This is a genomic window from Streptosporangium longisporum, from assembly GCF_039534895.1.
Classification (GTDB): domain Bacteria; phylum Actinomycetota; class Actinomycetes; order Streptosporangiales; family Streptosporangiaceae; genus Streptosporangium; species Streptosporangium longisporum.
The window spans coordinates 50,439-61,836 of record NZ_BAAAWD010000029.1 but is presented as its reverse complement, the minus strand read 5'-3'; the positions used below and the strand labels follow the sequence as shown (position 1 = coordinate 61,836).

Genomic DNA, 11,398 nt, shown 5'->3' with positions numbered 1-11,398 from the left:
GGTGACCGCCTCAGGCGGTCCGGAACGAGCGCAGGACCTCCAGGTAGTGGGGGTTGTGCATGACGCCGAGCACGTTCCCGAACGGGTCCGTCACCGAGGCGGTGGCGAACCCCGCCTCCCGCTCGGTGATCGGTTCGTACTCCCCGGCCCCCATCCGCAGCAGCCGCTCGACCGTCGCGGGCAGGTCGTCCACGTGCCAGAAGACGACCGCCCCGCCGGGGCCGGTGAAGGGTCCTTCCGGCGCGTAGCGGCGGTCGATGATGCCCAGCTCGTGCCGGTAGTCGCCGACGCGGAACTCCACGTACGCGGGCGCGCCGTCCGGCCCGGCCATCTCGTAGTACGCCTCGACGCCGAGCAGCTCGGCGTACCAGGCCCGCGCCTTGACGACGTCGTCGGCGTAGAAGCTGGCGGTGGCGAATCCTCGGAACATGTCGGGTCCCCTCTCCGACGGCGGCTCTCGCCGTACATCCGGGACGTTACGAGCCCTTGAGGAAGCTCCGGTTCCTCAAGGGCTGGGAGACTGGGCGGATGTTGGAAACCTCGGTGCGGCTCCTGCGGCTGCTGTCGTTGCTCCAGGCGCGTCCGGACTGGTCCGGCGCCGAGCTGGCGGACCGGCTCGGCGTCACCACCAGGACGGTCCGCAACGACGTCGAACGCCTGCGCATCCTCGGCTACGAGATCCACTCCACGACCGGTACGGCCGGTGGGTACCGGCTGGGAGCGGGCAAGGCCCTGCCGCCGCTGATCCTCGACGACGAGGAGGCGGTCGCGGTGGCCGTCAGCCTGCACGCGGCGGCCGGTGGCACCGTGACCGGCATCGAGGAGACCTCGCTGCGGGCGCTGACCAAGCTGCGCCAGCTGCTGCCGTCCCGGCTGCGCGGCCGGATCGACGCGCTGCGCGAGGCGACGGTGTCGGTGCCGGGCCGCGTCCCCACCGTGGACGCCGGGACGCTCGCGGTGATCGCCGCCGCCGTACGGGATCGGGAGCGGTTGCGTTTCGACTACCGCGGCCACGACGGCGAGGAGAGCGTCCGCACGGTCGAGCCGCACCGCCTGGTCCACACCGGGCGGCGCTGGTACCTGCTGGCCTGGGACGACGAGCGCGGCGACTGGCGGACGTTCCGCGCCGACCGTGTCCGGCCCCGCACCCCGAACGGCCCCCGGTTCGCCCCGCGTCCCCTGCCGGACGGCGACGCCGCCGCGCACGTGCTGCGCGGGGCGGGGTCGGCGGCGTTGCGGTACCCGGCCCGCGTCCGGCTGCACGCCCCCCTGGAGGTGATCGCCGAACGGCTCACCCCGGCCGCGGGGCTGCTGCGCGCCGCCGACGGTGCCGACGGTGCCGACGGTGAGGGCGGGGAGGGCGGCTGCCTGCTGGAGACGGGCGCCGACTCGCTGCACGACCTGGCGGCCTTCCTCGGCAGCCTGGACGTCCCCTTCACCGTCCTGGACCCGCCCGAGCTGCGCGCCCTGCTGCGGACCCTGGCCACCCGGTACGCGGAGGCGGCCGGACCGGCATCCGGATGACGACGTCCCGGCGCCCGCCGCTCCGCGTCACCCGTACCGTGTCACCCGCTCCGAAGGCCGGGCGCCGCACGGGCCCGGCACACGCGCCGTCCGGACGGTCAGGCCGCGACGGGCGTGATCAGGTTGAACACGGTGTGCGGGTCGGCCCCGCCGTGCAGGAGGCCGATGACGATGGCGGCCATCGCCTCGAGATGGCGGGCGCGGTGCAGCGCCCCGATCTCCACGGGCACGCAGCCGAGGTCGGTGATCAGGGTCCTCGCGAGGGCGTTGGACGCGGCGTCGTCGCCGGCGAAGGGGACGGCCAGCGGGCGGCCGTCGAACACCGGGGGCGTCATCTCCCACACCCTGGCCTGGCAGAGGTTGAAGGCCTTGACGACGTTCGAGCCCACCGCGAGATCCTGCATCCGCTCGGCGAGCGATGTGCCGGGGGGTGTCACCAGGGTGAAGTCCCCGACCTCCACCGGGTTGTTGCAGTCGATGATCGTCTTCCCCCGGAAGGCGCCCTCGGCGGCCCCCGCGTCCCGCAGCGTGGACAGCACGCCCTCGTGACGGATCGCCACCAGCGCGACGTCACCGAAGGCGGCCGCCTCCCGCAGGGTGCCGTGCCGGGCACCCGCGCCGATCCTCTCCGCCAGGCGGGCGGCCCGTTCGGGCGTCCGCCCGGCGACGAGGACCTCGTGCCCCGCCCCGGCCCAGCGGGTGGCCAGCGCGTCGCTCATCAGCCCGGCACCCAGAACACCGATCTTCATGCTTCTCCTCCATACTTGGCACAACGGTCACCGGCGGCGACGGGCGGGTCGGGACGCGCGTGGTGTGCCGCCGGGCGCGTCCCGGGTCTCACGAGGCCCGTCGCCGATCGGTACCCACGTTATGGATCCGATGGTTACCGGCAGGTTCCTGTCGGGGGCGACCGATGGGGGAGCAGCAGGTGGCGGACTTCGACCGGCCCGGAGACGTGTTCCTGGCCGACTGCCCGGCCCGGCTCGCGGTCGAGGTCGTCGCGGACACGTGGTCGGTCGTGGTGGTCTGCGCCCTGAGGAAGGGGCCGTGGCGTTACGGCGACCTCAAGGCCCTCATCGGGGGGATCAGCTCCAAGATGCTGACCCAGACCCTGCGCCGCCTCCAGAGGCACGGCCTGATCAGCCGGCACGCCTACCCGGAGGTCCCGCCCCGCGTCGAGTACGACCTCACCGACCTCGGCCGGACCCTCCTGGAGCCCATCGAGATGCTGTCCCGGTGGGCCGAGACCCACGGTGACGCCGTGCTCGCCGCGCAGGACCGTCAGGAGGAATGACGGGGCCGGGCGGGTGGTACCCCCGGGGGGGCCGCCGGGCGTGAGGCCGCGCGGTCCCCCGGGGGGACCGTCGGGCGTGAGGCCGCGCGGTTCAGGCGGGCCTCCAGGCCGTCGAGCAGGCAGGTCAGGCCGAACTCGAAGTTGAGCGCCCTGGCGGTGTCGACGTCCATGCCCCTGAACTCGGCGTACCGGGCGGCCAGCTCGGGGTGGTCGGCCGCGGCCTTCTCCACCACCGGCTGGATGGCCGCGTTCAGCGCGTTGGAGTCGAGCCCGGTCCGCTCCATCGTGTTCCGCCAGGACAGCTCGGGGGTGGTGACCCCGATGACGTAGGACATCAGCGCCGAGGCCGCGTAGTCCTGGTCCATGCCGCGGAATCCGGCCCGGTCGAAGGTGGCGACCAGCCGCCCCATCATCCGCATCGCGTTGGGGCCGAGGGCGGGGGTGCACCCCACCAGGTTGATCACCCAGGGGTGGCGCATCAGCGCCTGGCGCATGCCGTAGGCGAAGGAGGCGGCGACGTTGCGCCAGCTGGTCTCGTCGACGTCCGGGACGTCGAACTCCCCGTAGACCTCGTCGAGGACCAGCTCCAGCAACTCGTCCTTGTTGGCGACGTACCAGTAGATGCTGGTGGCCCCGGACCCGAGTTTGGCGCCCAGACGGCGCATGCTCAGCGCGTCCGGGCCCTCGGAGTCCAGCAGCGTCATGGCCGCGCGCACGATCTGCTCGCGGCCCAGCGCCGGGCTCTTGGTGGTACGCGGCTCGCGCGTCCAGACGGAGCTGAAGTGCTCTTTCACACGACCAGCATAAATCCGGTAGTACACCGTTCGACGATGTCGTACAGTGTGCGAGTGAAATCGAACACTGTACGAGACGAACGTGACCCGAGACGCTGGTGGATCCTCGGGGTGCTCTGCCTGAGCCTGCTGGTCCTGGTGGTGGACAACACCGTCCTGAACCTGGCCATCCCGGCCCTCATGGTCGACCTGGGCGCCAGCCCCGCCGACATCCAATGGATCATCGACGCCTACGTCCTGGTCTTCGCCGGACTGCTGCTCACCTCGGGCAGCCTCTCCGACCGCTACGGCCGCAAGCGTTTCCTGATCATCGGGCTCGCGCTGTTCGGCGGAGCCTCGCTGCTCGCCGTGCTGGTCACCGAGCCCTGGCACCTGATCGGCGCCCGCGCCCTGATGGGCGTCGGCGGCTCCATCCTGATGCCGAGCACGCTGTCGATCCTGATCACCGTCTTCGACGAGGAGGAGCGCCGCAAGGCGATCGCCGCGTGGAGCGCGGTGGCCATGGTCGGCGTGATCGCCGGTCCGACGCTCGGCGGCTTCCTGCTCGAGAACTACTGGTGGGGCTCGATCTTCCTGATCAACGTGCCGGTCGCGATCGTCGCGGGCATCGCCGCCGTGCTGCTGATGCCCGAGTCACGCGGCCCGGCGAGAAGGCTGGACCCGGCCGGCGTGCTGCTGTCGACCGTCGGCATGGGCGCGCTGGTCTACGTGGTCATCTCGGCGCCGTCCGCGGGCTGGACCTCGGCGGAGACGCTGGTCGCGGCGGCCGTGGCCGTGGCCGCGCTGACCGCGTTCGTGATCTGGGAGCGCAGGACCGAGCACCCGATGCTCCCGCTGGAGCTGTTCCGCGACCGCAACTTCAGCGGCGCGTCCTTCTCGATCGTGCTGATGTCGTTCGGCACCGGCGCGCTGCTGCTGATGCTCACCCAGTACCTGCAGTTCGTGCTGGGCTACGGCCCCATGCGGGCCGGTCTGGCGCTGCTGCCGTACGCGGTGGCCGCCGCCCTGTTCAACGCGGTGGGCGCCGGTCTGGGGACCAGGGTCAGCAACCGGGTGCTGGTCGCCACCGGTCTCGCCGTGATGGCCTGCGGCTTCGCCGTGCTCGCCTTCATGACCGCCGGGACCGGGTACGGCGTGCTGATCGCCGGCCTCATGCTGATGGGGATCGGCGGCGGGCTGGCGGGCCCGGCGGCCTACGCGACGCTGATGGGCGCCGTGCCGCCCGCGCACGCCGGCGTCGGGTCCGCGCTGAACGACACCGTCCAGCAGGTCGGCATGGCACTGAGCATCGCCGTGCTCGGCAGCGTGCTGGCCGGTTTCTACACCGCGTCGATGCCCGCGGACGCGCCCGCCGCCGCCCGCGAGTCGATCGGCGAGGCCATGCGCCTGGGCGACCCCGGCGTGATCGGCACCGCGCGCGAGGCGTTCGTCTCGGCCATGTCGCTCGGCTCCTGGGTGGGCGTCGCCTTCACCCTGGCCGCGGCCACCCTGGCGTTCCTGGTGCTGCGGCCCGCGCCCGCGACGACGGGACCGGGCGCGGACGCGGACGCGGACCCGTCCTCACCGGCTGCCCCATCGCTGACAACATGACGGGTTTGATCGGTACATACCAACACGTTGACGGTAGGAGTGGTGGGCCCGACCGGCGATACTCGATACATGTCGGACCTCCTTGCGCGTCATCGCGCGGTAATGCCCAGCTGGCTCGCCCTCTACTACGACGACCCCATCGAGATCGTCGGGGGCAAGGGCAACCGGGTCATCGACGCGTCGGGCAAGAGCTATCTCGACTTCTTCGCCGGGATCCTGACCAACATGATCGGGTACGACGTGCCCGAGGTGCGCGAGGCCGTCGAGCGGCAGCTCGCCACCGGGGTCGTGCACACCTCCACGCTCTACCTGATGCGCGGCCAGGTCGAGCTGGCGGAGAAGATCGCCAGGCTCTCCGGCATCCCGGACGCGAAGGTCTTCTTCACCAACTCCGGTACCGAGGCCAACGAGACCGCGCTGCTGCTGGCGACCTACGCGCGCCGGTCCGACCAGGTGCTCGCCATGCGCCAGAGCTACCACGGCCGCTCCTTCGGCGCGGTCGGCGTGACGAGCAACCGCGCCTGGAAGAACAGCTCGCTCTCGCCGCTCAACGTGCACTTCCTGCACGGCGCCGACCGGCACCTGACCCCGTTCCGCGGCATGTCCGACGCCGACTACATCGCCGCCTGCGTCGAGGACCTGCGCCACGTGCTCTCCACCGCGGTCGGCGGCGACGTGGCCGCGCTGATCGCCGAGCCCGTCCAGGGCGTGGGCGGCTTCACCATGCCCCCGGACGGCCTGTTCGCCGCCTACCGGGAGGTGCTCGCCGCCGAGGGCGTCCTGTTCATCTCCGACGAGGTGCAGACCGGCTGGGGCCGTACCGGATCGGCGTTCTTCGGCATCCAGAACCACGGGGTCACGCCGGACATGATGACCTTCGCCAAGGGGCTGGGCAACGGCTTCGCGGTGGGCGGCGTCGTCGCCCGCGGTGACCTGATGGACGGCCTGCACGCCGTCGGGCTCTCCACCTTCGGCGGCAACCCGATCTCGATGGCCGCCGCCAACGCCACCCTGGACTACGTGCTCGACCACGACCTTCAGGCGAACGCGGCCAGGACCGGCGCGCTGATCATCGATGGGCTCCGCGAGGCGGCACCGCGCCTGCCGATCGTCGGCGACGTCCGCGGCAAGGGCCTGATGTTCGCCCTCGACCTGGTCGATCCGGCGACCGGCGCGCCGGCCCCGGCGCTCGCCGCCCGCTTCATGGAGGAGACGAAGAAGGCGGGCCTGCTGGCGGGCAAGGGCGGCCTGTACGGCAACGTGCTCCGGATGGCCCCGCCGCTCACCCTGACCCCGGACGAGGCCGCCGAGGGCCTCGGGATCATCGTCAACGCGCTCGAGACCGTCAACGCGGAGGTCGCCTCGTGAAGAACGTCACCCACTGGATCGGTGGCGGCCCCGCCGGGGGCGTCGACGGTGGCGGCCGGACCGCGGACATCTTCGACCCGGCGACGGGGCAGGTCGCCGGGTCGGTCCAGCTGGCCTCGGTGGCCGAGGTCGACGCGGCGGTGGCCGCGGCCGTGGCCGCCTGGCCCGCCTGGCGGGACGCCTCGCTGGTCAGGCGCGCGCAGGTGCTGTTCCGCTTCCGCGAGCTCGTGTACGCCAACCGCGACGAGCTGGCCCGGCTCGTCTCCGCCGAGCACGGCAAGGTCCACTCCGACGCGCTGGGCGAGGTCGCCCGGGGCCTGGAGGTCGTGGAGTTCGCCTGCGGTATCCCGCACCTGCTCAAGGGCGGCTTCTCCGAGGGGGTCTCCACCCGGGTCGACTCCTACTCGATCCGCCAGCCGCTGGGCGTCGTGGCCGGGATCACCCCGTTCAACTTCCCGGCCATGGTGCCGATGTGGATGTTCCCGATCGCGATCGCCGCGGGCAACGCCTTCATCCTCAAACCGTCGGAGAAGGACCCCTCGGCGTCGCTGCTGATGGCCGCGCTGTGGAAGGAGGCCGGGCTGCCCGACGGCGTGTTCAACGTCGTTCAGGGCGACAAGGTCGCGGTGGACCGGCTGCTGGAGCACCCGGACGTCACGGCGGTCTCGTTCGTCGGCTCCACCCCCATCGCCCGCTACGTCTACGAGACCGGTACCCGGCACGGCAAGCGCGTCCAGGCGCTGGGCGGCGCCAAGAACCACATGCTGGTCCTGCCCGATGCCGATCTCGACCTGGTGGCCGACGCCGCGGTGTCGGCGGGCTTCGGTTCGGCGGGCGAGCGCTGCATGGCGATCTCCGTGGTGCTGGCCGTCGACCCGGTCGGGGACGATCTGGTCGACCGGATCGTCTCGCGGGTCGGCGAGCTGACCGTCGGCCCCGGCGACGACCCGGCCTCCCAGATGGGGCCCCTGATCACCGGCGCCCACCGCGACAAGGTCCTCTCCTACCTCGACCTGGGCGTCTGCGAGGGTGCCAAGCTCGTCGTGGACGGCCGCCGCACGGCCGTGCTGGGAGGCGCCGCCGCCGAGGAGACGCCCGGCTTCTGGCTCGGCCCCACGGTGCTGGACCACGTTGCGGCCGGCTCGCGGGTGCACACCGAGGAGATCTTCGGCCCGGTCCTGGCGATCGTCCGCGTCTCCTCCTACGAGGAAGGGCTGGCGCTGATCAACGGCGGCGAGTTCGGCAACGGCACCGCGGTCTTCACCAACGACGGCGGCGCGGCCCGGCGTTTTCAGAACGAGGTGGAGGTCGGCATGATCGGCATCAACGTGCCGATCCCGGTCCCGATGGCCTTCTACAGCTTCGGCGGCTGGAAGTCCTCCCTGTTCGGTGACACCCACATGCACGGCACCGAGGGCGTGCACTTCTACACTCGCGGCAAGGTCGTCACCTCCCGCTGGCTCGACCCCAGCCACGGCGGCGTCAACCTCGGCTTCCCCGTCAACGGATAGACCGCGGCCGGGCTCCCCGGCGACGGACGATCGCGTGTGCGGCCCCTGCCCGGCGGACGGCCTCCGGGTAGGGGCCGCGCACGCGCGCCTGCGGCGGCGGGGGAGGGCCGGTAGGCTCCCGGGCAGGTCGGTGGACGTCGGGAGGAGAGCTCGTGGGCGGGGACAGGCTCGGCCGGGCGCGTCGTGCGGCGCTGCTGGGGGCGGGCGGTCTGCTGCTCGCCGCGTGCACCCAGACCGGCACCGGGACCGTGAGCGCGGTCCGGCCCGCGGGGAACCCGTCTCCGGCCGCGACCTCCCCCTCCCCGGTGACCTCCACCCTCGAGCCCTCCGCGGGGATCACCGCGACCCCCGCCTCTCCCGCCCCGTCGGTCTCTCCCACGCCGTCGGCGTCCATCGGCAAGGGCGAGGGGACCCTGCAGGTGCTCACCTTCCAGGGGCACGTCGAGTTCGGCGGCGCGGGCTCGCGGATCAACTGGGTCACCCCCTTCGAGCGCAGGAGCGGCTGCGTCGTACGGGTCGACCGGGTCCGGACCGCCGAGGAGATGGCCGCCAGGTTCGCCGCCGGGACCTACGACGTGGTCTCGCCCTCGCCCGAGCTGGCCGGGCTGCTGGTGGAGCAGAAGAAGGTCACGCCGCTGGACACCTCCCTGGTGGGGGCGTACCGGGACATCCCCAAGCGCCTGCGCGAGCTGCCCGGCCTGCGCGAGGACGGCCTGGTCTACGGCGTCCCCTACCTGTGGGGGGTCAACCGGGTGATCTACGAGGGGGAGGGGACGCGAAAGCCCCCGGCCCTGTACGAAAGGGCTCCGGCGGCGATCCGCGACAGCCCGCTGAGCATCGCCGACGCCGCGCTCGCCCTCGGCGGGGGCACCGGCCCCGAGATCGACGACCCGTTCCAGCTCACCCCGGAGCAGCTCGACGCGGCCGTCGCGCTGCTGACCCGGGGCGACGGCCCCGACCGGCTCTACTGGGACGACTCCCTCGACCTGGTCAGGGCCATGTCGTCCGGGTCGGTACGGATCGCCCAGGCCCTTCCCTACCACCTGGACCTCTTCCGCAGGGCGGGCCGGGAGACCAGGGCCGCGGAGGGAGGGCCGGTGACCGGGTGGGTCGACTCCTGGATGATCTCGGCCCGGTCGGCCAGCCCGAACTGTGCCTACCGGTGGCTCGACTGGATGAGCTCGGAGCGGGCCCAGCGCTCGGCCGCGGCCTGGACCGGGCTCGCCCCGGCCAACCCGGAGGCGTGCGGCGGGCGCGCGGGCCGGATATGCGACGCCTACCGCGTCCGCGACGGCCGGGGGCTGCGCGACGTGCTGTTCGCCTCCCGCCCGGCACCGGACTGCGGCGGCCGGGGCGGGACGTGCGCCGACTACGCCGAGTGGACGGAACGCTGGAAGGACCTGGTGAGGTGACCGGGGCCCGTCACCCCGGTCGATCCCCCGGGCCTTTTTCGGGTCCGTTCGTCCTGTCCTGATCCTTTCTCCCGGGCCTGATCCGTCCTTCCGAGCGGGATTCGTCCTCCCGGGCCGGGCCTGCTCCTCCCGGGCCGGGGCCGTCCTTCGGGTCGGCCCGTCCTTCCGGGCCTTCGGGCCGACATCGCGTGAAGGGGCCTTCTCCGTTCCCGTCCCCGCAGGTCGGCCGGGACGACGCTTTCCGTTGTCATGATCCATTCTGGGTGCGGATCCGGTGTCGAGATCATGAACTTTCTATCGACTGGTCGACCAGTCAGTGAGTATTATGTCCGTTATGAGGATTCTTCTTGTCGGGGCGGGCGGCGTGGGCTCCGCCGTGGTCCCCATCGCCGCGCGCCGGGATTTCTTCGAGCACATCGTGGTCGCCGACTTCGACCGGGACCGGGCCGCCGCCGTCGTGGCCCGGATCGCGGACCCGCGCTTCAGCGCCATCGGACTGGACGCCTCCGACCGGGCGGCGGTGCGGGCCGCCCTCGCCGAGCACCGCTGTGACGTGCTGTTCAACGCGGTGGACCCCCGGTTCACCATGTCCCTGTTCGAGGCGGCGCTCGACGCCGGGGCCGGCTACCTGGACATGGCGATGTCGCTGTCGCGCCCCCACCCGCTCAGCCCGTACGAGCTGCCCGGGGTGAAGCTCGGCGACGAGCAGTTCGCGCGCGGCGCGGCGTGGCGGGAGCGGGGCGGGCTGGCGCTGGTCGGCATGGGCGTGGAACCGGGCCTGGCCGACGTCTTCGCGCGCTACGCCGCCGACCACCTGTTCCGGGACATCGAGGAGATCGGCATCCGCGACGGGTCCAACCTGGTGGTCGACGGCTACGACTTCGCCCCGACGTTCTCCATCTGGACGACCATCGAGGAGTGCCTCAACCCCCCGGTGGTCTGGGAGGACGGCCGCTGGCACACCACCGAGCCGTTCAGCGAGCCGGAGGTCTTCGACTTCCCCGAGGGGATCGGGCCGGTCGAGTGCGTCAACGTCGAGCACGAGGAGGTGCTCCTGGTGCCGCGCTACATCGACGCCCGGCGGGTGACGTTCAAGTACGGCCTCGGTGAGGAGTTCATCGGGGTGCTGAAGATGCTGCGCAAGCTGGGGCTGGACAACGCGGGCAAGATCAGGGTGGGCGGGGTGGAGGCGTCGCCGCGCGAGATGGTCGCGGCCAGCCTGCCGGACCCGGCCACGCTGGGCGACCGGATGCGGGGCAAGACCTGCGCCGGGACCTGGGTGAAGGGCACGGGCCCGGATGGCGCGCCGCGCGAGGTGTACCTCTACCACGTGGTCGACAACGAGTGGTCGATGCGCGAGTACGGCTGCCAGGCCGTGGTCTGGCAGACGGCCGTGCACCCCGTGGTCGCCCTGGAGCTGCTGGCGACCGGCGTCTGGTCGGGGACCGGGGTGCTCGGGCCCGAGGCCTTCGACGCGGTGCCCTTCCTGGAACTGCTCAACGCCTACGGCTCACCGTGGGGCATGCGCGAGCAGGCCGCCGGGGTCACCGGGGTCCCCCGGGTCGCCGAGGACTCCCTCCTGGTCGCCTGAGACCCCTTTCCGTACGGTGCCCGTCACCGCCTCGCCGTCGTCAGAAGAAGGCGGCGCGGCGGGGACGGGAGTGGTTGTCGCCCTGCTGCGGGAGCAGCGCGTCGGCGCACTCCGGGCAGGCGAACAGGGCCGTGCCGTCGGGCAGCCGGCCGATCCTGGTCCGCGGGCGGGGCCACTTCTTGTGGCAGGCCACGCAGGCGTCGCCCTCACGCTGGGTGCGGGTCAGCCCCTCAGGGTCGAAGGTCATCGTCACGTGTGCCGTTCTGGTCGGCCCCCAGTTCATCTGAATCCCTCCGTGTGGAGACCTCGAGCTG

Annotated in this window: 11 protein-coding genes; 7 read left to right on the top strand and 4 right to left on the bottom strand. The window is 72.3% G+C overall.

Annotated features, from left to right (window positions below):
* Positions 1 to 10: 10 nt before the first annotated feature.
* Entirely contained in the window at positions 11 to 430 is a 420-nt protein-coding gene (locus ABD832_RS38815; RefSeq protein WP_344906738.1) for a VOC family protein, read from the bottom strand.
* Positions 431 to 528: 98 nt separating this feature from the next.
* Here ABD832_RS38815 and ABD832_RS38810 point away from each other — a divergent pair, with 98 nt between their 5' ends.
* On the top strand, positions 529 to 1,524 hold the full coding sequence (locus ABD832_RS38810) for a helix-turn-helix transcriptional regulator (protein WP_344906735.1): 996 nt from the start codon (positions 529 to 531) through the stop codon (positions 1,522 to 1,524).
* Between the two features lie 98 nt (positions 1,525 to 1,622).
* Here the strand turns inward: ABD832_RS38810 and ABD832_RS38805 are convergent, their stop codons facing one another.
* Positions 1,623 to 2,273, bottom strand: coding sequence for an NADPH-dependent F420 reductase (locus ABD832_RS38805; protein ID WP_344906732.1), 651 nt, complete (start codon positions 2,271 to 2,273; stop codon positions 1,623 to 1,625).
* A gap of 164 nt (positions 2,274 to 2,437) precedes the next feature.
* Here ABD832_RS38805 and ABD832_RS38800 point away from each other — a divergent pair, with 164 nt between their 5' ends.
* Positions 2,438 to 2,818 (top strand): winged helix-turn-helix transcriptional regulator, encoded by a 381-nt coding sequence (locus tag ABD832_RS38800; protein WP_344906729.1) that lies wholly within the window; start codon positions 2,438 to 2,440, stop codon positions 2,816 to 2,818.
* Here the strand turns inward: ABD832_RS38800 and ABD832_RS38795 are convergent.
* Positions 2,806 to 3,612: a TetR/AcrR family transcriptional regulator gene (locus tag ABD832_RS38795; RefSeq protein ID WP_344906726.1), complete on the bottom strand. Its 807-nt coding sequence runs from the start codon at positions 3,610 to 3,612 to the stop codon at positions 2,806 to 2,808. The two genes, ABD832_RS38800 and ABD832_RS38795, sit on opposite strands and share 13 nt — an antisense overlap.
* Positions 3,613 to 3,666: 54 nt before the next feature.
* Here ABD832_RS38795 and ABD832_RS38790 point away from each other — a divergent pair, with 54 nt between their 5' ends.
* The 5 genes from ABD832_RS38790 to ABD832_RS38770 all read left to right on the top strand — a co-directional run bounded on the left by ABD832_RS38790 (position 3,667) and on the right by ABD832_RS38770 (position 11,084).
* Complete coding sequence (locus tag ABD832_RS38790) at positions 3,667 to 5,202, top strand: MFS transporter (RefSeq protein ID WP_344906723.1); 1,536 nt, start codon at positions 3,667 to 3,669, stop codon at positions 5,200 to 5,202.
* A 69-nt stretch (positions 5,203 to 5,271) separates the two neighbouring features.
* Entirely contained in the window at positions 5,272 to 6,570 is a 1,299-nt protein-coding gene (locus ABD832_RS38785) for an aspartate aminotransferase family protein (RefSeq protein ID WP_344906720.1), read from the top strand.
* Positions 6,567 to 8,081, top strand: a complete 1,515-nt coding sequence (locus tag ABD832_RS38780) for a CoA-acylating methylmalonate-semialdehyde dehydrogenase (protein WP_344906718.1) — start codon at positions 6,567 to 6,569, stop codon at positions 8,079 to 8,081. The genes ABD832_RS38785 and ABD832_RS38780 overlap by 4 nt, the downstream gene beginning before the upstream one ends.
* A gap of 152 nt (positions 8,082 to 8,233) precedes the next feature.
* Entirely contained in the window at positions 8,234 to 9,493 is a 1,260-nt protein-coding gene (locus tag ABD832_RS38775; protein ID WP_344906714.1) for an extracellular solute-binding protein, read from the top strand.
* A gap of 334 nt (positions 9,494 to 9,827) precedes the next feature.
* On the top strand, positions 9,828 to 11,084 hold the full coding sequence (locus tag ABD832_RS38770) for a saccharopine dehydrogenase family protein (protein WP_344906711.1): 1,257 nt from the start codon (positions 9,828 to 9,830) through the stop codon (positions 11,082 to 11,084).
* 40 nt (positions 11,085 to 11,124) lie between these two features.
* Here ABD832_RS38770 and ABD832_RS38765 read toward each other — a convergent pair whose 3' ends face one another.
* The gene (locus ABD832_RS38765) at positions 11,125 to 11,331 is read right to left on the bottom strand and encodes a hypothetical protein (protein WP_344907138.1); all 207 of its coding nucleotides are present in this window, start codon (positions 11,329 to 11,331) and stop codon (positions 11,125 to 11,127) included.
* Positions 11,332 to 11,398: the final 67 nt, after the last annotated feature.

What these genes read in the sequence shown, in the direction of transcription:
- ABD832_RS38785 (WP_344906720.1), top strand. Translation starts at nt 5,272, where the DNA reads ATGTCGGACCTCCTTGCGCGTCATCGCGCGGTAATGCCCAGCTGGCTC.
- ABD832_RS38815 (WP_344906738.1), bottom strand. Translation starts at nt 430, where the DNA reads ATGTTCCGAGGATTCGCCACCGCCAGCTTCTACGCCGACGACGTCGTC.
- ABD832_RS38805 (WP_344906732.1), bottom strand. Translation starts at nt 2,273, where the DNA reads ATGAAGATCGGTGTTCTGGGTGCCGGGCTGATGAGCGACGCGCTGGCC.
- ABD832_RS38770 (WP_344906711.1), top strand. Translation starts at nt 9,828, where the DNA reads ATGAGGATTCTTCTTGTCGGGGCGGGCGGCGTGGGCTCCGCCGTGGTC.
- ABD832_RS38765 (WP_344907138.1), bottom strand. Translation starts at nt 11,331, where the DNA reads ATGACCTTCGACCCTGAGGGGCTGACCCGCACCCAGCGTGAGGGCGAC.
- ABD832_RS38810 (WP_344906735.1), top strand. Translation starts at nt 529, where the DNA reads ATGTTGGAAACCTCGGTGCGGCTCCTGCGGCTGCTGTCGTTGCTCCAG.
- ABD832_RS38800 (WP_344906729.1), top strand. Translation starts at nt 2,438, where the DNA reads ATGGGGGAGCAGCAGGTGGCGGACTTCGACCGGCCCGGAGACGTGTTC.